This is a genomic window from Bradyrhizobium sp. 76 (assembly GCF_023073025.1).
Taxonomy (GTDB): domain Bacteria; phylum Pseudomonadota; class Alphaproteobacteria; order Rhizobiales; family Xanthobacteraceae; genus Bradyrhizobium.
Genome location: NZ_JADPIS010000017.1, coordinates 119,726 through 141,795, shown reverse-complemented (window position 1 = coordinate 141,795; position 22,070 = coordinate 119,726). Strand labels below are relative to the sequence as shown.

Below are 22,070 nucleotides of genomic sequence, written 5' to 3'. Positions count from 1 at the left end.
GAAGGGCCAAGAAGAGACATTCGAAAACTGGAGAAGGGGTCGATGTTGTCAGTACCACGCCCGCAAATGCTGTGATCGCTCTTTCGTTGCTGAAGTGCCATAGCAACTTGTTAGGCATACCCGCTGTGATTGAATGACAGGCCCTCTGCCCGGCGATGCTGCCGTGCTATTCAGCCATTAGGAAAATGCCAACGGATGGGTCTCGGGCTCAAGCATGCCGAAGACGCGCATCATGTATATCGAGAACAAGTCCGCATCGCTGAATGGGCCTGCGCGGATCGGCCGCGTCACGTTCTCGAAAACAGGCAAATCGATCAGCTATGGAGAGCGCACTTTCCGAAGCTTGAAGGGGAGCGGGTTCAAGGCGAATTATTTCGACGCAGAGACGGGAGAAAGGTTCTGGATTTCAGGACCGCGAAAAGACGGCAAAGACCGTCTCTACGCCGGATGCTCCTCGCCTGTTGAAATCGACCCGACGTGGCAGAAGAGTACTGGCGCGACATCAGGAGCAAGCTCTAATGGGCTTGGCTCGCATTGGGAGAGTTGTGGATCGACAGATGCGATGGCCTCAGTGGTATCCAACGCGCGCCGACATAGTGGGCGTCCTATTTGCCCTTCTCGTAGCGTGTCTGTTCGCTTTCGTTGTCATCCGATTTCCCTATTTCCACCAGGCGACCGGCTTCGGTCCAGATTGGGATTGCAAAGTCATGCCCAAGGGTGACCCGGTGTGCACTAAGAAAGCCGGTCGGTGAACGTTTTCTGGAGCGCAATGATGACTTCTTAGGGTCAAAACGCGAAGTGGTCGCCATCTCGCGGCCCGTCAGCTTATCTCTCGGAAGCAGACGCCGGCCGACACGATGCGCATGTCCGCAACGGGCCACAAGGAGACGTTGGGGGTTCGACCCTCACACTTCGGACGGGGGAGCGTCCTGCTTGCGCTTTCGAAGGGCGGCGTTCATCTCGTAAGGCGTCGCACTACGCGGAAGCCCAATCGCGCTGACTTTATGCCACCCAAACAAATAACCTATCACCGCGCCCGCCAACGCCGACAGCACGATTGCTACTAGACTATCGGAAATGAATTGGCGGAAGAACCGCCCAGTTGCCGCGTCCAAGAAGCCAAATACGGCGATGCCGACGAGCGCATACAGGATCGGAACAGGGAGCGTTGATCTTATAAATGATAGCGCAGTATTGGTTTGTTGCGGAGGGATAACAACCGGTGAAGCGGGCTGCTTCGGTTCAATGCCCAGCGACTTTGCGCGACGAAAACCGAGCATAAGAGCGAAACACGTCGGCACGAAAAAAATGAGGTTGGCGAACCCGATCTGCGAAGACCCCGAGTTGAAATGAGGAAGGAACGAAAACCTCGCGAATGCGAAAACGACTGCGGAGCAGACGACAACTAATTGAGCGCACGTAATGCAGAGCAGGTAGCCGAAGAGCAAGCTTTTGGTCTGTCCCGCGATCCAGGTGCCTGCCCAGCCGCCGGGGACCATAAGAACTCCGAACAGAAAGAGCCAGACAGCAAAAACTGCGGCGACTGCTGACATACAAGTTCCCCAGGCGGCGCTGCTTCTGTTTAGGGCACCGATTGCAAAGAAACTGTTGCGGGTGCCCTTGCCTCCAAGCAGCGGGTGATTGCGCTTTGTTAACTTCCGCTTCGGGTCAAAGGCGGCGGTCCGCGTCGGAGACAACTACTTCTGCTCTGCTCCTGACTCCAGACCTGCCGATGCAGTGCGCCAAACGACGCGATGGGCCCAAAAGGCGACATTCAAGAGCGAAGCCGTTGACCCTCAGCGTGTGCGTGTCTCTCCCTCGATGGTGTTCCACTCTTCTGTAATCGTGACTCGAAGTACGCCAGGAGGGGCAACGCCCACTTTTGCAGAGTCAAGATCAGCTAGGGGAGGACTACACACTTTGATGAAGTAGTCGACGGCATTGCCGCTTACCTTGTCGGCGGGCTCCTGAACCTCAGGTGCGTGCGTTCGGACACAAGCTTTGAGATTGGTAATGATCTCACGCAGCTTCTCGTTTTGCCCTATCTCTGCCGAAGCCGACCAAGGCACGATTGCAAGCAACAGCGTTACCGCAATTCTCATTTGCGCATCCATTGATAGGAGAACCGCGTAAGTGAACTCCCACAATGGGGCTCAAAGGCGGGCAAGCTCATCGTCCGATTTGGGTCACCAGCGACGAACTGGCGCTCGGGTGCGAACTTCCGGTCTGCTCCTGTGATCCGACATGCACCGATACCCCGCCAACGGAAGCGATGGGCCAATTGCCGAAGTGATCGCCTCAGATGGGGTAGCGCCACTTCAATGCGCGGCGCACAAAAAGGAGCGCTGTGATCACGGTGATTAGGGCCACAAGATACACGACGACTGCCGACTGTTCGTGCGGCAAATAAGCCGGGGCAAACATGAGCATCAATAGAGCGCAAAGGAGCGCAGTCTGGGCGTAGAATAGCGGCGAACGCAGCATGCCCGTTGGCTTCAATTCCGCAAGCCGGTCGCCAGCACGCGTCGTGCGACGGTAAAGAAACAATAAAATTAGAAGCGCGAAAATCCATTCCATGCAACAGAGCTACCACCTCAGGATTTAGGAGGGCTCAACGTGCTATTGAAAAAGCAATGTATGTCTGGCTTGGGTCGCAGGCTGACTTCGGCACCTGCTTGACCTCGGCTCGGCTTATCTCCTGAAGGCAGACATGGCGGGCCTGTAAGCGAAGGTCAGCAACGGGCCATAAGGGGATTTAATCGTCCGCAAACCCTAATCGTGACAGAGCTGCCAACTAAGAGGGGCCTCGTGCTACTTTAGCGGGCATGTCGCCTTTCAGCATTCGCTCCATCCTTATGCTCGTCCTCGTCGTTGGGGGCACGTCAAGCGCCTACGTGTTCCTTGGCCTCAGCCTCGTCGTGGTACTGATAGCGTTAGGCCTAGCCTGCCTTGTGTACGTTCCACTCGCAAAGCGCTACGGATGGGGCAATGAGGGGCGTCTCGCGAGACATCTCAGTCGTCCGCCGTTCGAAGATGAAAGCCGCAGAGCCGGTTAACGGCGTATGCGCGAGCAGTTCCATCTAAACAAGAGTGGGACGCCTCGCCAGATCTGGATAGCCTCATCGGTTTTCGGAAAGCGCAGAGAATGGTACCGGCAGATTACGTTTTTGGCTTCGCTATCGCATTGGTCGTAGCGCTAAACCTTTATCTTGGCCCGCGTATCGAGAGCGGGCGCGTCGCTATGCAGTGGAGCGCGAATGGCGAACCAACCTGGAACGCTCCGAGATGGCTCGCTTTGTGGGGGATGATCGCCTTCATGGCGGTCGTTCGCCTCTTCATCTGGTTGGCTTCGACATATGCCCCGCAGCATGTGCATGGTGCTGAGTTAGGGATAGTCCTTTTCTCACTGATCGCCGCTGGTTCTCACCTTTTGGTTTTGATGAAGGCGAGAGCGCCCCGCTGAAAGGCGCGAAAGTCAGCTTCGGGTCACAAGCGGTCCTGCACCGACTTATCGCGGCAGGTCGGCTACGGGGTCACAAGCGGCCTCCACCGGCTGAGGGTGGCAGGTCAGCTACGGGCTAAGAACGGACGAACGCCGCTTCCAATTGCCAGTCGCAGAGTGATGTTTCGTTAATGTCGTGTGAGTGACACTCCGCGGACCATGGAGGCATTGCTTAAACGATGCGACTAGCACTACCAACCCGCGCTGATGATCGCGCCAAACGCCGCAGCAAAATTCCTGAATGGATTGCTGCTGCATCATCCGGCGACGTTGATGCTCAGTTGGCTCTCGCCTGGGAGTATGCCCGAGGCGGCGCCGTTGACCCGGATTTCGTGACGGCATGGAACTGGTTTGATCGTGCCGCTTCGTCCGGCCAAGAGAAGGGTGTTTTGCATCGAGCCCGCTTCCTTCAGCTTCGCGGCGTGCCGGAAGGGTTACGTGAACTTCGCAAGCTCGCTGTTAAGGGCAACTGGAAAGCGCAATTTTGGCTTGGAACGCACTATCAATCACGAGATGGGCGCTTGAGCCAGTTGAGAGCTGCTGTGTGGTACGGTCGATCCTTTACAAGCGGGAACCTCGGCGGCAAGCTCGCCAAGCTAGCGCAACTGAGAAGAATTGCGCGTCAACCCTTCAGAACGTTGTTTGCCGCTAAGCTCATTTTTGAAGCGCTTTCGACCTTCCTACGGTTGTTCCGGCAAGATCAGATCGAAATCTATGAAGTGTTGATGCACCGCTTAAAAAGCAGAGCCCCATGAAAGCAGCTTACTCAAGCTGTTGAAGTCCGCTTAGGGTCACAAGCCGAAATGGCCCGAGTGCGCATGAGGTCAGCTTGTCGCCCGGAAGCCGACATTGTTGATAACCCCCGCTTATTGAGACGGCTCAAGCTGCGGCCTTCCCGCGCTTTGCGATCTTAGCGATAGTTGCTCGACTACAGCCCGCGACAGACTGAATAGAGCCCCATGATTGGCCTGTTGCGAGCATGCGTGCGATTGCAGCGTTTCGTTGGACATCCTCTGGACGGCCCTTGTAACGGCCCTCAGCCTTGGCCTTAGCTTGACCTTGGGCCTGCCGACGGCGGCGGTCATCGTAGTCTTTCCGGGCGACCGCAGCGAGCATGTCTAGCAGCATGCCATTGATGGCCTCGAACATGCGTCCGGTGAACTCGTCAGCGGTCTTGGTGGCCATCATCCAAGACGTAGGTAGATCGAGAGCCACCACCCGCAATTGGCGCGCCGTAAGGTCCGCTTTCAGCCTCTGCCAGTCGGCCGCTGTTAGACGGGAAAGCCGGTCCACCTGTTCGACCAGCAGAACGTCCCCAGGCTCGGCATCCGCAATGAGCCGGAATAACTCTGGGCGGGCCAGCTTCGCACCGCTCTCGTTCTCGACGTACCACGCCGCGATCCTCAGCCCGCGCTCACCAGCAAAGGCCTTGAGTTGCCCCCGGGCACGGCTGGCATCCTGCTCATTCGTACTCGCGCGCAAATAGGCCCTGACGAACATCAGCATAGCCCTAAAGTCTATTTTGGATGGTTCACATATTACCGGTGCAGTTTGAATTGTCAAACGGGATTATCGAACCAGTCACGGGCTGGTTTCTCGGAAGCACACCCATATTGAACTAACGGGTGCCCCACGCCCGTACTGCGCACAATCGACCCTTTCAGACACGGACAAAGATTGTGTAGGAGTCACGGGAATTCCGATTGCGTCCTCGTGGATTCAATAGAGCGACGGTTCACGATCGCGGTTGTTAGTCATTAGGCGACCCCTAAGCGAGCGCGCGTCGCCAATGAACCAAAAAACGCGTAGCCTGCTAGCCTTTCGTAAGTCGCAACCCCGCGAAGGTGCCCTTCAAGCCACCCTTCGCGAAGAGAAACGTCTCCCACCTCCTTTAGCCAAAATCTCAGCACATCATCTAACTGATGGACGGAGATTTCCTCTCGCACATCTGCCAGTGGGTGTTGACCATTGGTCGGGAGCGCGGCTTCGAGGGCGTCCCATTCGGCTGCTGTGCCGCCCCGAGCGCGGGACCGGGTGATCCAGTTATGAAGATCCACCCGGAGTTCGTCTCCATTCCCGATGCTGAGAGAATTCTCGATGCTCGCTAGAGCGGTCCGCTTGACGAGCGCTAGAGGCCCACCCCATTTGGTCAGTGCCTCTTCTTGAAGATGATCACGCTGAGGGGCCACTGTCGCTTCAATCTCAGGTAATGGCTGGCTCTATCGAGCAGTGGCGGCAGCGCGCGGCCTAGCGGCACTCTTCCGTTTTTTTGCCGACGTGCTACACTTTTGGATTGTGTTTATCCGACAAGTGTATTTCAGGGGTTTTGGAAGAGATGAAGTACGATCCCCAATATGTAGTGGGCTGGATGATCACAGCCTTGTTCTTCCTCGGAATAGCATATGTCTCGCTCTACGGACTCACGGTTTACTTGAGGTGGAGGGCGGGCAAATTTGACGGCACGGATGCCATCATTCGAGGAATAGCGGACGACATCACCAGCGCGATGTTGCGCGTATGGAATTTTGTCCGCCCCATCCTTCAACTCATTATCATTCTCTTCGTGATCTATTGGTTCTCGCAAACAATTGGTCTGACGAAGGAGTCGTTCGCCGCTTTCGGAGCGACGGACATCAAAACTACCTTAGCTTTTTCCGTTGTCGCTGCGTTTTGTCTCGCCGCATTTCTGAGCGATGCACCGGCCTCGTGGCTCAAGGACATCGCTTTGGTGGTGATCGGATTCTATTTCGGCAGTCGGTCAGGCGGCCCTTAAAATGATGTGGGATGCGGTTGGGCATGTAACCACAGGTCTAACGCTGGTGGCGTTTATGGTCACGGCGGGCCTCACTGCGTATCGTGTTCACTTGAAGAGCCGGATCAAGCTGATTGAAGCCGTCCCGCCTTCGGAGCGAGGAGGTGTGCTGGAGAAGCAACTAAACGCCTTTGGTGTGGAGGCAAAAAATCTTACCAAGGCTCAACAATACCAAATTGCAGTTCGAGAGCTCAATCTGCGCTCGCGAAAGCTACTCGCGCTCACTTTTGTGGTTGCTCTCATCGCGATCATCCTCGGACTGATATCTCTCAACGCTATCCTTCAAGGGGACGGCGCGTCAAAGCGCTTGAGTGAATATCGAGGTGAGCTGACCAAAATCAACGCCGATATCGAAACCAAGCGCAACTCGATTGTGGGCCAAGAGCGGTACAGGGAACGAGTGGTGCGGGCCTTAGAGGTGTACGAGGGATCAATTGGCAAAGAGGGCATCCAAGATCATTGGAGGCAGAACATTGCCAGCGCAGATAGAAACATCTCTCAGTTTGAGCGGGAGATCAGTGACCTGAACATCCGTCGTTGGCAAGTGGAAGCGCTGATATCGAAGTACGAGCAATGCATAATGGACAAAAAGTGTTGATTAAACGCGAGATCTCGCCGGGACTCCATTCGTGAGAGGCGTGGCAAGCTCCTCCTTCCGGGTTGCGTCGTCGGCCAGCTTCGCACCGGTGCCCGGCGGCCTCACGGCCCTCCCGCCGACGGACCTGCTCCGTTCAAAAGCTGAGAGACGGCCGTGACAATCTGCGCTGGCGCGAATGGCTTGGGGATCAAGACGCTCTTCGGTACGCCTCTGGCGGACCAGTCCACAGCGGCGGCACCAGTCATATAGATCACGGGTAACGACGCATCGATCTCTCTGGCACGTTTGGCTATCTCCCAACCATCGATGTCGCCAAGGCCATTGATGTCAGTGATCAAAGCGCGGAAGGCGAGAGCATCCTTCAACAGTAAGATTGCTTCATCAGCGCTGCCCACCGCAACAACTTCGAATCCCGCGTCGGTTAGAGCGTCTTCAATCGCCACTGCAATGAAGTACTCGTCCTCCACGACCAATATTGTAGGCGCAGCTTCCACGAATGTCCTCCCCCTCAGCCCGGCGGGGAAGGTACCGGCGTTCTGGAGTTCCAAAAACCACATTTGTCAAAGGCAGCCAGTAACGCGCGTTCATTGTACAGCGGGGGCGTGGCAAGCCGATGGCGACATTGGATGCGTAGGCGCGGCCCGCCTGCCGCGTACCGTAGCCCGTAAGAGTGCTCAGGTCGGCGCTTGCAGGGGAGGCCAGCCCTCCCTCAAAGCGGTCTCAAAGCCGTGGGGTCACACCGCTGTCCAACGAAAAAGAACCGATGCCGCATCAGACGGGCCAAGGAGACGCTGCTAACGGGTGGCGAAAGTCTGCACAGGGTTTGGCAGCGCACCGCTGGGACGATGATATCTTGAGTTTCAAGCTTGGTACTGATTAGGCAGTGGAGGCAGCACTACGTGCTGCAATTGCAACGCGTCCCGCAGCTTGTGGAGAAGCTTGAAAACGTCATCTGCAAGCTCCATACATCGGTCAATTGTGCAGCACATCTCGTTGATCGTCGCCTTTGACACCGGCTTAGATTTGGTTTCGATGATTTGCGTTGGGTCTGCTGGTACTTGTGGGATGTGCCAATTATCCACCCGTGACATCATGCCGTTGGCGTCCGCGTGGTAGATTGAGTGGCAGTAGTAGTTGCGCAGGGCGGTGATTGGGACAAAGCGCGCGATGCACTTTTGAAGGCTAGATGCCAACTCGGGATCAAGTCCTACCTCGTACCGGATCAGGTCTGAAATAATTTCCATTCTCCGCCTAGTGCTCTGAACTGAAGCCCAAATAACATCTGCGTTCCCGTTGGGGCGGCCTGTGAGGCAAAAGAAAACCACGTAGAAGCAGCTTTCGCAGTTTGCCCATTCAGCGATAAGCTTGCCAATGCAAATCAGCATTTGCTCTGGCAAATCTAGGGACTTGGGAACCTCGGCATAGGTGGACATAGGAAAGGCTCCTGCAAAGGAAAATCGAACTCCGCCACATAGCGGTGTTGCCGCGACCACGATATGCGTCCCAGCAAGAAAGACCACCAGCGCGCCGTTCTCCCCGCCACGAAGGCGGGGGATGCTTGCTTTGCAGCGCTGTTTTCCAATGATGGAAGAAGAACGGGAGCGGCCAGCAGAACCGGCCGGGATCACCGTTTTCGTCGGGCTATCGCCGTCCAGAGGTTGTCAATGACGCTTCCGGACGAACTCATCCATGTAGCTCACATTCCTACCGTCAGGGTCGCGCGCGGCTCCTGAGAGCACTCTGTCGATAGGGGTGGCCCAGCCCGAAGCCGAGAACGCTTTGATAACAGATCCAGCACATAGCTGTGGCGGTAAATGTGGCGGTAACTTTTCGAACACGTCGGATTGCCCGCTACCCGCTTGATCCCGCTGGTGGGCCCGGCAGGACTCGAACCTGCAACCAGACCGTTATGAGCGGCCGGCTCTAACCATTGAGCTACAGGCCCCGCCGCAAGACGGCCGGGAAAGCTGCGGCCGGCAACGGTGCGCGGTTCGTTTACAGGGGCGAAGGCGGGGGTGCAATGCTGGCTCTGGCGATAAGGAAACGCGCGGCGCAGCAAGGCCTGATATTTTTGAATAACCGAAATTCGCGACGGTGCCCTTATAGCCCTGTTTTACCCGACGGTGCAAGCCCACCTCGCCGAGCCTTCGCCCCACCCTCTGGCAATCGCGCCAGCGGGGGCTCGTTTTTTCGATTCCGTAACCCCTTGTGATCGTTCGATGTTTCTACTGTGCATGGGGTTGTTTTCGCACATTTTGTTGGGAGGGGTCTTCCGATCCCCTCCGATGTCGCGTTGGCCGCTGCAGGCGCGCGGCAGTTCCCGAGCTAATCCACCGACACGCCGGCGAACTCCACCACCTTGCGCCACTTCTCGGTCTCGTCGGTGACCAGCTTGCCGAACTCGGCCGGCGTCATCGGCTTGGGGATGCCGCCGGTTTCAGTGAGGCGCGCGACCAGCTTCGGGTCCTTCAGCGCCTCATTCACGGCCTTGTTGAGGATCTCGATCACATCAGGCGGCGTGCCCTTCGGTGCGGAGATGCCGTAGAAGCCGACCGATTCGAAGCCGGGCAAAGTCTCGGCGATCGCGGGCACGTCGGGCACGCTCGGCCAGCGCTGCGGCGAGGTGACGCCGAGCGCGCGGACGTTGCCGCCTTTCGCCTGCTCCATCGCGGAGGGGAGGTTGTCGAAGATCAGCTGCACCTTGTTGGAGATGATGTCGGGGAACGCGATCGCAGATCCCCGATAGGGCACGTGCACCATGTCGCACTTGGTCATCACCTTGAACAGCTCCGCCGACATGTGCACCGAGGTGCCGTTGCCGGACGAGGCAAAGGAGATCTTGCCGGGATTGGCCTTGCAGTAGTCGATGAACTCCTGAACCGTCTTCGCCGGGAACGCGTTGGAGACGACCAGCATGTTGGTAAGCTGCATGATGCTCGCGACCGGCACCGTGTCGCGCAGGAAGTCGAACGGCAGCTTCTTGTACAGCGAGGTCGAGATCGCGTTGTTGGGCGCGACGAACAGCAGCGTGTAGCCGTCCGGCGGCGAATTGATCGCGGCGCCGGCCGCGATATTGCCGCCGGAGCCGGCGCGGTTCTCGACGATGAATTGCTGGCCGAAGCGGTCCGACAGCCAGTTCGCCATGATCCGCGCCACGATGTCGACCGGGCCGCCGGCGGAGAAGCCGATGATCCAGTGCACGGGACGGTCGGGATAAGCGGCGGAGGCGGGAGGTGCGGCGCCCAACAGCGTTGAAAGGAAAGCCAGCCCGAAAACACTGTTACGCAAAATTCGCAACATGACGCCTCCCATTGTTCTATTGTCGTTCTATTGTCGTTGGGGCTGCATGCTTTCACAAAATCGGGGCGCTGCCTACATCGCCGCAAGTCGATGTTGACGCGCCCCCGCCGGGACCAACCATGAGATTCGCGATCACCCTTGTTCACGGCGCGGCGCTGCTCCTGAGCCCCGCCGCCGCTCAAACCGGAGGCAACGCCATTCCGACCACGACACCTAGCCTGACGATCAGCTTGGGCACCGCGACGCCCGGCGGCGGCTTTCCGCTCTATGGCAACGCCTTTGCGCAAGCGATGAACGCGGCCGATCCGCAAGTGATCATCGCCCCGCGCAACACCAAAGGCAGCAACGAGAACATTCCGCTGCTGGAGAAAGGCGAGCTCGATCTCGCCCTGGTCGCGGGCGAGCCGGCCTATGAGGCCTTCGCCGGCATCGGCCGCGCGAAGGTCACGCTGAAAATTCTCACGGCGATCTATTCCAACCCCGGCATGTTCGTGGTGCGCGCCGACAGTCCGTATAAGGCCATTCGCGATCTCGTCGGTCAGCCCGTCGCGTTCGGCGCCAAGGGCTCGGGCCTGCCGATCCTGGCGCGCTATGTGCTGGATGGTCTCGGCTTGAAGCAGGACGAGGATTTCAAGGCGATCTATCTCGACCGCGCCGGCGACGGCCCCGCGATGGTCGAGGATGGCCGCGTCGCAGCACTGTGGGGCGCCGGCATCGGCTGGCCCGGCTTTGCAGCGGTGGCCTCGAGCGCGTCAGGCGCGCGCTTCATCGCGCCCAGTGCCGAGGAGATCGCCCGCATCCGCGCCAAGCACGCGTTCCTGAAGCCGCTCACCGTGCCGGCCGGCAGCTATCCGAACCAGTCCGAGCCGATCGCCTCGCTGGGGTCCTGGAGTTTTATCCTGACGCGCGAAGATCTGCCCGACGATATCGCCTATCGCCTGGCGAAGACGCTTCACGGTGTCGAGCCGACATTCTGCAAGCAGCTCGCGCAGGCCTGCGAGACCACGGCCGCAAACACCGTCGCGGCCGCGCCGAAGCCCGAGCTGATCCATCCCGGCGTGATGAAGTATTTCCGCGAGATCGGGGTGGTGAAGTAGGGCGCGGCTGTACCCACAATCGTCATGCCCGGGCTTGTCCCGGGCATCCACGTTCTCGGCGCCGCTCGGAGATCGTGGATGGCCGGGACAGGCCCGGCCATGACGACTTTCCTCGCGCCTCGCTACACCCTCACTTCTTCACCATCGCGCACGCCGGGTCCGGCGGACCGAACGCCTTGTCGCCCGAGATCGTCGTGAGGATCTTGTAATAGTCCCACGGATATTTGCTCTCCTCCGGCGTCTTCACCTGCACCAGCCAGAGGTCGTGCACCATCAGATTGTCCTCACGCAGTTTGCCGTTGCGGGCGAAGAAATCCTCGATCGGCTTTTCCCGCATCTTGGCTGCGACCTTGAGCGGATCGTCGGTGCCGGTCTCCTTGATGGCGTTGAGATAGTGCATCACGCTCGAATAGACGCCGGCCTGCCACATCGACGGCATCTTGTTCATCTTGGCGAAGTAGCGCTTCGACCATTCGCGGGTCTTGTCGTCCAGGTCCCAATAGAACGAGGTCGTCAGCAACAGCCCTTGCGCTGCCTGCAGCCCGAGGCCGTGGATGTCGGTGATCAGCGCCAGCAGCGCCGCCATCTGCTGGCCGCCCTTGAACACGCCGAACTCGGAGCCGGTCTTGATCTCGTTCATGTTGTTGGGCGGACCCGCCGCAATGCCGATGATCTTGGCCTTGGAGGACTGCGCCTGCAGCACGAACGAGGAGAGGTCGGGCGTTGCCAAGGGTGGCTTCACCGAGCCCAGCACCTTGCCGCCATTGGCGGTCACCACCGCCGAGGCGTCGCGCTCCAGCGAATGGCCGAAGGCATAATCGTCGGTGATGAAGAACCAGCTGTCGCCGCCGCGCTTGACCACGGCGTCCGCGGTGCCGACCGCGAGCGCGCGGGTGTCGAACACCCACTGGATCGCATAGGGCGAGCAGAACTTGCCGTGGAAATCCGCGGTGCCGGTGGAGTGGGTGATGAACAGCCGCTTCTTCTCGTTGGCCATGTTCTGCACCGCGAGCCCGACCGCGGAGACCGGCACGTCGACGATCAGATCGACCTGGTCGACGTCGTACCAGCGCCGCGCAATCGCGCCGCCGATGTCGGCCTTGAGCTGGTGGTCGCCGACGACGATGCTGATCGGCTTGCCGAGCACGGTGCCGCCGAAATCGTCGATCGCCATCTGCGCCGCCGTCACCGAGCCCTGGCCGGTCGGCGCCGAGGCCGGACCGTTCATGTCGGTGAGCACGCCGATCTTGACGACGTCGTCGGACACCTGCGCCATTGCGGCGCCCGGCATCAGCGCTGCCAGGAATGTCGCTGCAACACCGGCAGCAACCGGTAGTCCAAATCTTGTTGGCTTCATGCTTGTCCTCCCCTGATCCGGCGCGTTGGCCGGTGTGCCCTCCGGGTATGGCCCGGCTGAATTGGTTTCTTTTGCAACTATTTGGGGGCGGGCGTCAACGTCAGGCGGCGAAGCGGATTTGTCCGGCCGGGGAGGGATCGTAGCCGGTCAGCTCCTCGGCGCGCTGGAGCAACCGCTTTTCGCTGAGGAATCGGATCAGGCCCTGCATGGCGGGGCGGAAATAGCTGCGCTGCCGCATCGCGAGGTCGAAGTTCTCCCAGACCAGCGGCACGAAATCGAGGCCGGCCGAGCGCGCGGACGCACGCGTCGCGATGCCGCAATCGGCCTGTCCCGCGCGGACGATGTCGGCGAGATCCGGCCCGGTCAGAGCGGGCGTCTCGATCCGGCGCAAATCGCGCGTCGAGGCGCCGGCGCGCTTGAGCAGCACATCGAGCAGCATCTGCGCGCCCGTACCTTGTTGCCGCATCGCCACCTTGGCCCCGAGCGCGAGCACGTCGGAAAGGCCGCGCAGCCGCTTGGGATTGCCCGGTGGCAGCACGAGACCCTGCTCGCGACGCACGAACGCGACCAGCAATGCATCATGCAGGTCCGGAGCGTCACGCAGGACGGTTGCATTGGCGTCGGCATCGAGACTGTGGAAGTGCACGGCCACGGCCATCACCTCGTCGCGCTGCAAGCGCTCGAGCCCGCGCGCGCTGCCCTCGCTCATCGACCCCAGGCCCGAGCCGGATTCGCGCAGCCCCCAATCCAGCAGCTCGTCCTGGCTGCCGCCGACGACCGGCGGCGGCTCCGCGATCAGCATGCCGGCCGGACGCGCCAGTCCGGACAGCACCCAGAGGTCGAGCTCGTGCCGCGGGAAGAGCCACTTTCCGGTCACCTTGGTGCATGGGATCGCGCCGGTGGTGACGAGTTCGTAAAGCTTGCGTTCGCCGAGCCGAAGATAGTCGGCGGCTTCGCTGGTCGTCAGGAATTCCATCCTGCATTCCTATGCAAATTCTTGCTTCTTTTTGGTGCTCGACGCAGGTGGAATTCTGCATTTCCAGTTTTGTCCGCCACGACCATGCCCGATCATCTCGCTGCTTTGCAACACATCCCCACGCGCGATCTCTGCTTTGGTGAACGATCCTGAATCGCTCGCGTGGTGCCCATCTTGCAGGCTGTCGCGCGCGCAACTGCAATGGGCATATGCCGCTCCGCGCGTTGCCGAGATTTCCCGAGTCGTCGGCGCCCGACGCGAAGGGTAAAGTCTGTCGCCGGTAGTGGTTTGACCCGCGCTCTATCTATTGTTGTTCGCATCCGACGCTGCAACGAGCAAACGCGTCACGAGTGCGGCGCAATCGATCATCATCATGATCGCGTCATAGCCAGTGGGAACCCGATCATGGCCGTCCGCCGCCTCTCCGTTGCACTCGCACTTCTCTGCGGTCTCGCCGCGGGCGTTGCGGCGTCATCCGCGGAGGAACGCGCGATCGTGCTCGCCACGACCACAGCGACGCAGGAGTCCGGCCTGCTCGACTATTTGCTGCCGATCTTCCGTGACAAGACCGGCATCGACGTGACCGTGATCGCGCGGCGCGCAGACGAGGTGCTCGAGGGGCCGCGAAGGGGCGAAGTCGACGTCGTGCTGATGCATGCGCGGCCGCAGGAGGAGAAATTCGTGGCCGACGGTTTTGCCGCGAAGCGCTTCGACGTCATGTACAACGACTATGTGCTGATCGGGCCGAAGAGCGATCCCGCCGGCGTCAAGGGCAAGGACATCGCGACCGCGCTGAAGGCGATCGAGGCCAAGGGCGCGCCGTTCGTGACGCGCGGCGACCGCTCGGGCACGCATGCCGCGGAGCTCGCGCTCTGGATCGTCGCCGGCATCGACATCGTCCGCACCAAGGGCGCCTGGTATCGCGAGGCCAAGCAGGACATGGCTTCCGCCCTCGACGCAGCGCGCACGGCGAACGCCTATGTGCTGTCCGACCGCGGCAGCTGGATCGCTTTTCGGCAGCGCGGCGATCTCGACATCGTGGTCGAAGGCGACAAGCGGCTGCTCAATCAGTACGGCGTGATGCTGGTGAACCCTTTGAAGTTTCCGAACGTGAAGAAGGAACTGGGGCAAGACTTCGTCGACTGGCTGATCTCGCCCGGCGGGCAGGCGGCGATCGCCGGATACAAGGTCGACGGACAGCAGCTGTTCTTCCCCAACGCGGACAAGTCGGGCGGCTGACGTTCGTATCGCGAGCGGTTGCCAAACCGGGCGATGCATGATCCATCATGGCGCATGACCCAGCGCCTGCCGCCATCGCTGACGCCGCTCGACACCGCGCTCGCCGCGTTGCTGACAGGGCTTGATCCGCTCGCGCCGATGGAGTTGCAGCTGATTGAAGCGGCCGGCTGCATCGCGGCGGGTAATCCGCTGCTCCCAGCCCGACCGTCTCGTGACGTCGCTGCCGCGGACGGCTGGGCATTGTGCGCCAATGATCTGGTCGGCGCGTCCTCCTATTCACCGCTGCCTCTCGCAACAGCGCCCGCTTGGGTCGATGCCGGCGACGCAATGCCGGCGGGATGCGACTGTGTGCTCGATGCCGACGCGGTCGAGGTGTCTGGTCCGCTCGCCCAGGTGTTGGCGGAGGGCGTGCCGGGGCTGGGCGTCCGGCGCGCTGGAAGTGACATCGACGGACGCACGCCTGCCGCGGCAGAGGGGAATGCGCTTGGTCCTGCCGCTCTGTTGCTCGCGCGTGCCGCCGGACTGGACCGGCTGAGCGTGCGCCGTCCGCGACTGCGCATCATCAATGTACCAGGTGCAACGGTGACCATGCATCTGATTGCGGACATCGCACGCGCCGCAGGACTGGATGTGCAAACGAGCGAGGCCGGTGCGCGCGACGCGGGATCGATCGCGGAGGCGTTGGGGACGCCTACCTGCGATCTCCTGCTGACGATCGGCGGCAGCGGTGTCGGTCGCAAGGATGCAGCGGTCACCGCTCTGGCCCAGCATGGTGACGTGCTCGCCCATGGTCTTGCGCTCCAGCCCGGACGCTCCGCCGCGATCGGGCGGCTCGGAACGATTCCTGTCGTCGCCTTGCCCGGATCACCGGATCACGCGCTCGCGGTCTGGCTCGCGCTCGTGCTGCCGCTCGTCGACCTTCTGTCGGCTCGGCTGCCACGCCGACAGGTAACCTTGCCGCTCGCGCGAAAAATTGCATCCAGCGTCGGCATCGCCGAAATGGTCCTGCTGGCCGAGGAACATCATGCGTGGGTGCCACTTGCGGTAGGAGAATGGCCGCTCCAGGCAATTGCCCGCGCGGATGCATGGCTGCTTGTTCCCGCCAGTCACGAGGGATTTGCAGCGGGCGCGCCGGTCGATGCCTATCTGATGTGGGAATGATATGGGTTTAGCATGACCATGATCCCGCAATCGCAAGTCCGCAGCGCGCTCGAACAGGAACAGTTCCTCAAAATCCTTTCCCGCGAGGAGGCCCTGGCTCGCTTCGAGGGCGCGCTGTTCCCGCGCGCGCTTCTGAGTGAAATGCGCAAACTCGGTGCTGCGCTCGGTGCGTCGCTCGCTGAAGACATCACTGCGCCAATCGACGTACCGCCGTTCGACCGTTCCAATGTCGACGGCTTCGCGGTGCGCTCAGCGGACCTTGCGACAGCCGGCGAAGGCGCGGCGGTTCGCCTTGGATTGAATGGCGAGACTATTCACTGCGGCACCGTACCGGCGCTGCAAGTCGCTGCGGGAACGGCAACGCCGATTGCCACCGGCGGTCCGCTGCCGCGCGGTGCCGATGCCGTGGTCATGGTCGAGCATACTCAGCCGGCGGGATCCGGTGCGATCGACGTCCGGCGCGCGACCTCGCCCGGGCAATTCATATCCTACGCAGGGTCCGATATCGCGCGCGGCGAGGCGCTGCTGCGCGCCGGCACGATCATCGGCTCGCGCGAGGTCGGCATGCTGGCGGCCTGCGGTCTTGCCGAGGTGCGCGTCGTGCGCAAACCTCGTGTTGCCGTGATCTCCACCGGCGATGAACTGGTTCAGCCGGGCGAGGTGCTCGCGCCTGCTGCGATCTACGACACCAACGGCGCGATCGTCACTGCTGCGATCGACGAGAACGGCGGAGAGGCGGTTTTCCTCGGCGCCATTCCCGACGACGAAGCCCAGCTCGAAGCCCCCATGCGGCGTGCGCTGGCGGACGCCGACATGCTGGTGCTCTCCGGCGGCACGTCGAAAGGCGCCGGCGATCTTTCCCATCGCATCATCGGCCGGCTCGGCAAGCCCGGCATCATCGCGCATGGCATTGCGCTCAAGCCCGGCAAGCCGCTGTGCCTTGCGGTGTGCGACGGCAAGCCGGTCGTGATCCTGCCGGGTTTTCCGACCTCGGCGATGTTCACCTTTCACGACATGATCGTGCCGGTGCTGCGCAAAATGGCCGGACTGCCGCCGCGTTCTGATGCCAGGGTGAGCGCGACTGTGCCGGTGCGCATTGCTTCCGAGCTCGGCCGCACAGAATTCGTCATGGTCTCGCTGGTAGATGGCAAGGACGGCTTGATCGCCTATCCCTCCGGCAAGGGGGCCGGTGCGATCACGTCATTCGCGCAGGCCGACGGTTTTCTGCGCATCGACGCGCTCGCCGACCAGATGCCGGCCGGGAGCGAAGCCGAAGTGACGCTTTTCACGCCGCATGTGCGGGTGCCCGATCTCGTCATCGTCGGCAGCCATTGCACCGGCCTCGATCTCGTCACGGCGCAACTCGCGCATGCCGGCCTGACTGTGCGCTCGATTGCGGTCGGCAGTCTCGGCGGACTTGCGGCGGCACGGCGCGGCGAATGCGATCTGGCGCCGATCCATCTGTTCGACGACAAGAGCGAGACCTACAATACGCCTTACCTCGTCGAAGGACTCGAGCTCGTGCCGGGCTGGCGGCGGATGCAGGGCATCGTGTTCCGCAAAGGCGATAAGCGTTTCGAAGGCCACAGCGCGAAGGACGCTATCGTCGCGGCGCTCGCTGATTCCTCCTGCATCATGGTCAACCGCAACCAGGGCGCCGGCACGCGCATCCTGATCGATCGCTTGCTCGGTGGCGCGCGCCCGGAAGGCTACTGGAACCAGCCCCGCTCGCACAATGCGGTGGCCGCGGCAGTCGCACAGCACCGCGCCGACTGGGGCGTGACCATTGCGCCGGTCGCCAACGCGGTCGGCCTCGGTTTCATTCCGCTCGCGGAGGAACATTATGACTTCGCGTTGGTGACGGCGCGCAAGCAGCGTCCTGCGGTACAGGCCTTTCTCGCCGCACTCGGTTCGGACGAAGCGCGCGCCGCGCTGGAGCGGGCCGGATTCCGGCCGGCGTAGAGCTTGGTTAGGACGCCGCATCCAGTGCGGCCAGCCGCTCGGCTTCCGCGATGTCCTCGACCGTGTTGGCATTGAAGAACGGATCGAGCGGCTCCGTCGGCCACGTCACGGTCGCGAGCGGATAACGCGCGGTCCAGCGATCGATCTTGCGGAGGTCTTCGACCACCAGCGCGTGACGCAGTTCGTCGCGCAAGCCAACCCGCCACAAGCCGATCACCGGATGCGACTGGCCACCTGACGCCGCAACGGCGAGTTCGGCATTCGCCGCGATGCGTTCTTCATGCAAGCGCGCGACCAAATTTCGCGGCAGGAACGGGCAGTCGCCGGCGGCACTGAGCACCCATTCCACCTCAGGCCGGTTCGCCGCGGTCCAGTCGAGCGCGGCAAGGATGCCGGCGAGCGGACCGGGAAAGCCGGGCACGTCGTCGGCAACGACCTGCAAACCGAACGCAGCGAAGCGTTCGGGATCGCCGTTGGCATTGAGGATCAGTCCGCTGCATTGGGGCTTCAAGCGCGCGATCACGCGTTCCAGGATGGTGCGGTCGCCGATGGTGCGCATCGGCTTGTCGCCGCCGCCCATGCGCCGCGCGAGGCCGCCGGCGAGCAGCACGCCTTGCGTGGTCGGAAAGCTAATCGTCACCACCTTCACCCTTGCGCTTGTGCTTGGCCGATTCCTCCTCGACGTAAGCGAGGTTCTGGTCGTAGACGATGCGCTCCTTGCCCGACAAGGCGATGAACCGTTTGCCGCGCGCGCGGCCGACCAGCGTCAAGTCCACCTGCCGGGCGAGATCGACGCCCCAGGCGGTGAAGCCGGAGCGCGACACCAAGATCGGAATTCCCATGCGGACCGTCTTGATCACCATCTCGGAGGTGAGCCGTCCGGTGGTATAAAGGATCTTGTCGGATGCATCGACGCCGTGGCGGTACATCCAACCCGCAATCTTGTCGACGGCGTTGTGACGGCCGACATCCTCGGTATAGCAGAGCGGCTCGCCCTCTCTGCACAGCACGCAGCCGTGGATCGCGCCGGCCTCCAGATAGAGCGAGGGCATGGTGTTGATGGTCTGGGTCATCTGGTAGAGCCAGGAGGTACGCAGCTCCGCCTTCGGCAACGCGACGCTCTCGACCGCCTCCAGCAGATCGCCGAAGGCGGTGCCCTGCGCGCAGCCCGATGTCTGCGTGCGCTTCTTCAGCTTGGCTTCGAAATTGGTGTGGTGCTCGGTGCGCACCACCACCACCTGCAGGTCGTCGTCGTATTCGACCTCGGTGACCGCGTCATTATACTTCAGCATATTCTGGTTGAGCAAATAGCCCAGCGCCAGATATTCCGGATAGTCGCCGATCGTCATCATGGTGACGATCTCCTGCGAATTCAGGTAGAGCGTCAGGGGGCGCTCCACCGGCACCTTGATCTCGATCCTGGCGCCGGACTGGTCAGTCCCGGTCACGCTCTCTGTGAGGCGCGGGTCGTCGGTGTCAGGGACGATCAGGGGCGGCGGAGCGGTGTCGATCTTCATCATGGCTGCGACGTTAGCATGACATTCGGGTCAAGCCGATATAAGCATGGCGGTGGAAAGCGAAAATGTCTCTTCTCGTCATTGCGAGCGCAGCGAAGCAATCCAGAATTTATCCGCGGAGGCACTCTGGATTGCTTCGCTGCGCTCGCAATGACGGAACGGGCGGTTCCAGCCCCGCAATGCGGCTGGCGGAGATCACATTGTAATGAAAGTCATCGGCCTTGCAGGCTGGAGCGGTGCGGGCAAGACCACGCTGTTGACGCGGCTGATCCCGCATTTCAATGCGCTTGGCTTGCGCGTCTCTGTCATCAAGCATGCGCATCACCAGTTCGACGTCGACGTGCCCGGCAAGGATTCCTGGCGCCATCGCGAGGCCGGCGCGGCCGAGGTGCTGGTTGCTTCGTCAAATCGCTGGGCGCTGATGCGCGAATTGCGCGGAGCGCCGGAGCCGCGTCTGCCGGAACTGTTGAGCAAATTGTCGGCCGTCGATCTCGTCGTGGTCGAGGGTTTCAAGCGCGAGCCGCATCGCAAGATCGAGGTGCATCGCGCCGCCAACGACAAGCCGTTGCTGTTTCCCGATGATCCCGGAATTTTCGGGATCGCGGCCGACGTTGCCATTGAAACCCGACTGCCGACCGTCCATCTCGGCGATATCGCCGCTGCCGCGGAATTGCTGCTGCGCGCGGCGATGCCGGTCGAGGAAGCGGTCGCGAAAAGCGCTGCGATGCGCTGACGAGGCACCATGGCGCAACTGTCGGACGATTGTTTTGCCTTCGGCGGACCGATGATGTCGGTCGCCGAGGCCGTTGGCCTGATCACGACGCGCGTCAACGCGATTGTCGATCTCGAAACCGTGGCGCTGGTCGATGCAGATGGGCGGGTGCTGGCCCGCGATATCGCGGCGCCGCTGCCGTTGCCGCCCTTCACCAATTCCGCTGTTGACGGCTACGCCGTGCGCAACGCAGATCTTCCGGATAGCGCCGAGCGGGCACTCCCGCTCGACGGCCGCATCCAGGCCGGCGGTCTGGCACTGGCGCCGATCAAGGCCGGCCACACCGCGCGCATTTTCACCGGCGCGCCGATGCCGCCGGATGCCGAAACCGTCTTCATGCAGGAAGACGTCCGCGTCGACGATGCCGGCCGAATTGTGCTGCCGCCGGGGCTGAAGCCGGGCGCCAATGTCCGCCCTGCGGGAGAGGACATCCCCCAGGGCCACATCGCGCTGCGTGCAGGCCAGCGCTTGCTCCCGCAACATGTCGCGCTCGCAGCGGCGTTCGGCTTTGTCAGGCTCGACGTCGTCAGGCGCATCCGCGTCGCGGTGTTCTCGACCGGTGACGAACTGGCCTCGCCCGGCGAGCCGCGCGCGGCCTCGCAGCTGTTCGACTCCAACCGCTTCATGCTGATGGCGATGCTGCGCCGGCTCGGCTGCGACGTCAGCGATCTCGGCATTTTGCGCGACGAACGTATCTCGCTTGCGAATGGCCTCAAGCAAGTCGCCGGCACGCACGATCTGATCCTCACCACCGGCGGCGTATCGACCGGGGAAGAGGATCACGTCAAGGCGGCAGTCGAGAGCATCGGCTCGCTGGTGTTGTGGCGGATGGCGATCAAGCCTGGCCGGCCCGTGGCGATGGGCATCATCGAGGGCACGCCGCTGATCGGATTGCCAGGCAATCCCGTCGCGAGTTTCGTCACATTCGTGCATGTGGTGCGGCCGACGGTGCTGGCGCTTGCGGGCAGCCTGCAGGCGCCGCCGTTGCCGATCCCGGTGCGCGCGGCATTCACCTACAAGAAGAAGGCGGGGCGTCGCGAGTATGTTCGCGCCTCCTTGCGGCGCATGCAGGACGGCGCACTCGAGGCAATCAAGTTTCCACGCGAGGGCGCGGGGCTGTTATCCTCTCTGGTCGACACCGACGGCCTCATCGAGCTCGATGAGGAGGTTACGCGTGTCGAGCCGGGGCAGAGCGTGGGTTTCTTGTCCTATGCCGATTTGCTCTGAGTCTGAGTGCTATGTTGGCGCTGTCCAAGCGTTGACGCCATCGACCCCTCCCGCCATGTTGCGCCGATGACCAGAACGACGCTCGATCTCACCGGACTGAAATGCCCGCTGCCCGCCCTGAAGACGCGCAAAGCGCTGAAGCCGTTGCAGCCGGGCGATCAGCTCGAAGTGTACTGCACCGATCCCCTGTCGGTGATTGACATTCCGAACCTGATCCGAGAGACCGGCGACACGGTGGAGATCACCGAGCGCAACGACGCGCGTATCGTGTTTTTGATTGAGAAGGCCAATCGATCGATAGAAAATTTCAATGGTGCGCCGCCCACTTAGCCGGCGGTCACTCGGTTGATACCTACCTTTTGTCTATCGACATCGATCACCACTTCTGCCCCAATTGAGTTCCTCCGCCGAGACGCGGAGGTCGAGTCTTGCCTGCGATATGCGGAGCAAATGGGCCATCGAAAGAAGCCCGGCCGTGGCGTCGGGCATAGCCCCCGAGGTTAGGGGTTTAACGTCTCGGATGCGCGTGACGATCCTGGCGCGCGTCGAT

At 61.5% G+C, this 22,070-nt stretch carries 21 protein-coding genes and 1 tRNA gene; 10 read left to right on the top strand and 12 right to left on the bottom strand.

Annotated features, from left to right (window positions below):
- Positions 1 to 905: 905 nt before the first annotated feature.
- The 3 genes from IVB48_RS06225 to IVB48_RS06215 all read right to left on the bottom strand — a co-directional run bounded on the left by IVB48_RS06225 (position 906) and on the right by IVB48_RS06215 (position 2,577).
- Positions 906 to 1,553: a hypothetical protein gene (locus tag IVB48_RS06225; protein WP_247398501.1), complete on the bottom strand. Its 648-nt coding sequence runs from the start codon at positions 1,551 to 1,553 to the stop codon at positions 906 to 908.
- Between the two features lie 243 nt (positions 1,554 to 1,796).
- Positions 1,797 to 2,102: a hypothetical protein gene (locus IVB48_RS06220; protein WP_247398498.1), complete on the bottom strand. Its 306-nt coding sequence runs from the start codon at positions 2,100 to 2,102 to the stop codon at positions 1,797 to 1,799.
- A 196-nt stretch (positions 2,103 to 2,298) separates the two neighbouring features.
- The gene (locus IVB48_RS06215; RefSeq protein WP_247398495.1) at positions 2,299 to 2,577 is read right to left on the bottom strand and encodes a hypothetical protein; all 279 of its coding nucleotides are present in this window, start codon (positions 2,575 to 2,577) and stop codon (positions 2,299 to 2,301) included.
- A 1,104-nt stretch (positions 2,578 to 3,681) separates the two neighbouring features.
- Here IVB48_RS06215 and IVB48_RS06210 point away from each other — a divergent pair.
- The gene (locus tag IVB48_RS06210) at positions 3,682 to 4,257 is read left to right on the top strand and encodes a hypothetical protein (RefSeq protein ID WP_247398492.1); all 576 of its coding nucleotides are present in this window, start codon (positions 3,682 to 3,684) and stop codon (positions 4,255 to 4,257) included.
- Between the two features lie 124 nt (positions 4,258 to 4,381).
- Here IVB48_RS06210 and IVB48_RS06205 read toward each other — a convergent pair whose 3' ends face one another.
- Positions 4,382 to 5,002 carry a recombinase family protein gene (locus IVB48_RS06205; protein WP_247398596.1) on the bottom strand — a complete coding sequence of 207 codons (621 nt, stop codon included), beginning with the start codon at positions 5,000 to 5,002 and terminating at the stop codon, positions 4,382 to 4,384.
- Between the two features lie 835 nt (positions 5,003 to 5,837).
- On the opposite strand from IVB48_RS06205, the gene IVB48_RS06200 reads away from it, so the two are divergent.
- Complete coding sequence (locus tag IVB48_RS06200; RefSeq protein ID WP_247398490.1) at positions 5,838 to 6,275, top strand: hypothetical protein; 438 nt, start codon at positions 5,838 to 5,840, stop codon at positions 6,273 to 6,275.
- 1 nt (position 6,276) lies between these two features.
- A complete protein-coding gene (locus IVB48_RS06195) occupies positions 6,277 to 6,912 on the top strand; it encodes a hypothetical protein (protein ID WP_247398489.1) in 636 nt (211 codons plus the stop codon).
- 101 nt (positions 6,913 to 7,013) lie between these two features.
- Here IVB48_RS06195 and IVB48_RS06190 read toward each other — a convergent pair whose 3' ends face one another.
- The 4 genes from IVB48_RS06190 to IVB48_RS06175 form a co-directional block, all read right to left on the bottom strand.
- Entirely contained in the window at positions 7,014 to 7,406 is a 393-nt protein-coding gene (locus IVB48_RS06190; RefSeq protein ID WP_247398486.1) for a response regulator, read from the bottom strand.
- Between the two features lie 366 nt (positions 7,407 to 7,772).
- Positions 7,773 to 8,345 (bottom strand): hypothetical protein, encoded by a 573-nt coding sequence (locus IVB48_RS06185; RefSeq protein ID WP_247398484.1) that lies wholly within the window; start codon positions 8,343 to 8,345, stop codon positions 7,773 to 7,775.
- Positions 8,346 to 8,781: 436 nt separating this feature from the next.
- Positions 8,782 to 8,857 (bottom strand) — tRNA-Ile (locus IVB48_RS06180).
- 380 nt (positions 8,858 to 9,237) lie between these two features.
- Positions 9,238 to 10,212 carry a tripartite tricarboxylate transporter substrate binding protein gene (locus tag IVB48_RS06175; RefSeq protein WP_247398481.1) on the bottom strand — a complete coding sequence of 325 codons (975 nt, stop codon included), beginning with the start codon at positions 10,210 to 10,212 and terminating at the stop codon, positions 9,238 to 9,240.
- Between the two features lie 119 nt (positions 10,213 to 10,331).
- Here IVB48_RS06175 and IVB48_RS06170 point away from each other — a divergent pair, with 119 nt between their 5' ends.
- Positions 10,332 to 11,309, top strand: a complete 978-nt coding sequence (locus IVB48_RS06170) for a TAXI family TRAP transporter solute-binding subunit (RefSeq protein ID WP_247398476.1) — start codon at positions 10,332 to 10,334, stop codon at positions 11,307 to 11,309.
- A gap of 130 nt (positions 11,310 to 11,439) precedes the next feature.
- Here the strand turns inward: IVB48_RS06170 and IVB48_RS06165 are convergent, their stop codons facing one another.
- Positions 11,440 to 12,666 (bottom strand): ABC transporter substrate-binding protein, encoded by a 1,227-nt coding sequence (locus IVB48_RS06165; protein WP_247398472.1) that lies wholly within the window; start codon positions 12,664 to 12,666, stop codon positions 11,440 to 11,442.
- A 100-nt stretch (positions 12,667 to 12,766) separates the two neighbouring features.
- Positions 12,767 to 13,642: a helix-turn-helix transcriptional regulator gene (locus IVB48_RS06160; RefSeq protein ID WP_247398470.1), complete on the bottom strand. Its 876-nt coding sequence runs from the start codon at positions 13,640 to 13,642 to the stop codon at positions 12,767 to 12,769.
- A gap of 405 nt (positions 13,643 to 14,047) precedes the next feature.
- On the opposite strand from IVB48_RS06160, the gene IVB48_RS06155 reads away from it, so the two are divergent.
- Genes IVB48_RS06155 through IVB48_RS06145 form a run of 3 tightly spaced genes read left to right on the top strand, consistent with a single transcriptional unit; the run spans position 14,048 to position 18,004 of the window.
- Entirely contained in the window at positions 14,048 to 14,881 is an 834-nt protein-coding gene (locus IVB48_RS06155) for a substrate-binding domain-containing protein (protein WP_247398467.1), read from the top strand.
- Between the two features lie 54 nt (positions 14,882 to 14,935).
- Positions 14,936 to 16,042: a molybdopterin-binding protein gene (locus IVB48_RS06150; protein WP_247398464.1), complete on the top strand. Its 1,107-nt coding sequence runs from the start codon at positions 14,936 to 14,938 to the stop codon at positions 16,040 to 16,042.
- Between the two features lie 12 nt (positions 16,043 to 16,054).
- Entirely contained in the window at positions 16,055 to 18,004 is a 1,950-nt protein-coding gene (locus IVB48_RS06145; protein ID WP_247398461.1) for a molybdopterin biosynthesis protein, read from the top strand.
- Positions 18,005 to 18,011: 7 nt separating this feature from the next.
- Here the strand turns inward: IVB48_RS06145 and mobA are convergent, their stop codons facing one another.
- Positions 18,012 to 18,647, bottom strand: a complete 636-nt coding sequence (mobA, locus tag IVB48_RS06140) for a molybdenum cofactor guanylyltransferase MobA (RefSeq protein WP_247398458.1) — start codon at positions 18,645 to 18,647, stop codon at positions 18,012 to 18,014.
- Positions 18,634 to 19,524, bottom strand: coding sequence for a formate dehydrogenase accessory sulfurtransferase FdhD (gene fdhD, locus IVB48_RS06135; RefSeq protein WP_247398455.1), 891 nt, complete (start codon positions 19,522 to 19,524; stop codon positions 18,634 to 18,636). The genes mobA and fdhD overlap by 14 nt, the downstream gene beginning before the upstream one ends.
- 202 nt (positions 19,525 to 19,726) lie before the next feature.
- On the opposite strand from fdhD, the gene mobB reads away from it, so the two are divergent.
- From mobB to IVB48_RS06120, 3 genes are all read left to right on the top strand, one after another.
- The gene (gene mobB, locus IVB48_RS06130; RefSeq protein WP_247398452.1) at positions 19,727 to 20,254 is read left to right on the top strand and encodes a molybdopterin-guanine dinucleotide biosynthesis protein B; all 528 of its coding nucleotides are present in this window, start codon (positions 19,727 to 19,729) and stop codon (positions 20,252 to 20,254) included.
- Between the two features lie 9 nt (positions 20,255 to 20,263).
- A complete protein-coding gene (gene glp / locus IVB48_RS06125) occupies positions 20,264 to 21,520 on the top strand; it encodes a gephyrin-like molybdotransferase Glp (protein WP_247398449.1) in 1,257 nt (418 codons plus the stop codon).
- Positions 21,521 to 21,586: 66 nt separating this feature from the next.
- The gene (locus IVB48_RS06120) at positions 21,587 to 21,850 is read left to right on the top strand and encodes a sulfurtransferase TusA family protein (RefSeq protein WP_027567850.1); all 264 of its coding nucleotides are present in this window, start codon (positions 21,587 to 21,589) and stop codon (positions 21,848 to 21,850) included.
- The last annotated feature ends 220 nt before the right edge of the window (positions 21,851 to 22,070 follow it).

Bases quoted from the DNA above. Each gene is read 5' to 3' on its own strand.
- IVB48_RS06225 (WP_247398501.1), bottom strand. From the start codon at position 1,553: ATGTCAGCAGTCGCCGCAGTTTTTGCTGTCTGGCTCTTTCTGTTCGGA.
- IVB48_RS06220 (WP_247398498.1), bottom strand. From the start codon at position 2,102: ATGAGAATTGCGGTAACGCTGTTGCTTGCAATCGTGCCTTGGTCGGCT.
- IVB48_RS06215 (WP_247398495.1), bottom strand. From the start codon at position 2,577: ATGGAATGGATTTTCGCGCTTCTAATTTTATTGTTTCTTTACCGTCGC.
- IVB48_RS06210 (WP_247398492.1), top strand. From the start codon at position 3,682: ATGCGACTAGCACTACCAACCCGCGCTGATGATCGCGCCAAACGCCGC.
- IVB48_RS06205 (WP_247398596.1), bottom strand. From the start codon at position 5,002: ATGTTCGTCAGGGCCTATTTGCGCGCGAGTACGAATGAGCAGGATGCC.
- IVB48_RS06200 (WP_247398490.1), top strand. From the start codon at position 5,838: ATGAAGTACGATCCCCAATATGTAGTGGGCTGGATGATCACAGCCTTG.
- IVB48_RS06195 (WP_247398489.1), top strand. From the start codon at position 6,277: ATGATGTGGGATGCGGTTGGGCATGTAACCACAGGTCTAACGCTGGTG.
- IVB48_RS06185 (WP_247398484.1), bottom strand. From the start codon at position 8,345: ATGTCCACCTATGCCGAGGTTCCCAAGTCCCTAGATTTGCCAGAGCAA.
- IVB48_RS06175 (WP_247398481.1), bottom strand. From the start codon at position 10,212: ATGTTGCGAATTTTGCGTAACAGTGTTTTCGGGCTGGCTTTCCTTTCA.
- IVB48_RS06170 (WP_247398476.1), top strand. From the start codon at position 10,332: ATGAGATTCGCGATCACCCTTGTTCACGGCGCGGCGCTGCTCCTGAGC.
- IVB48_RS06165 (WP_247398472.1), bottom strand. From the start codon at position 12,666: ATGAAGCCAACAAGATTTGGACTACCGGTTGCTGCCGGTGTTGCAGCG.
- IVB48_RS06160 (WP_247398470.1), bottom strand. From the start codon at position 13,642: ATGGAATTCCTGACGACCAGCGAAGCCGCCGACTATCTTCGGCTCGGC.
- IVB48_RS06155 (WP_247398467.1), top strand. From the start codon at position 14,048: ATGGCCGTCCGCCGCCTCTCCGTTGCACTCGCACTTCTCTGCGGTCTC.
- IVB48_RS06150 (WP_247398464.1), top strand. From the start codon at position 14,936: ATGACCCAGCGCCTGCCGCCATCGCTGACGCCGCTCGACACCGCGCTC.
- IVB48_RS06145 (WP_247398461.1), top strand. From the start codon at position 16,055: ATGACCATGATCCCGCAATCGCAAGTCCGCAGCGCGCTCGAACAGGAA.
- fdhD (WP_247398455.1), bottom strand. From the start codon at position 19,524: ATGATGAAGATCGACACCGCTCCGCCGCCCCTGATCGTCCCTGACACC.
- mobB (WP_247398452.1), top strand. From the start codon at position 19,727: ATGAAAGTCATCGGCCTTGCAGGCTGGAGCGGTGCGGGCAAGACCACG.
- glp (WP_247398449.1), top strand. From the start codon at position 20,264: ATGGCGCAACTGTCGGACGATTGTTTTGCCTTCGGCGGACCGATGATG.
- IVB48_RS06120 (WP_027567850.1), top strand. From the start codon at position 21,587: ATGACCAGAACGACGCTCGATCTCACCGGACTGAAATGCCCGCTGCCC.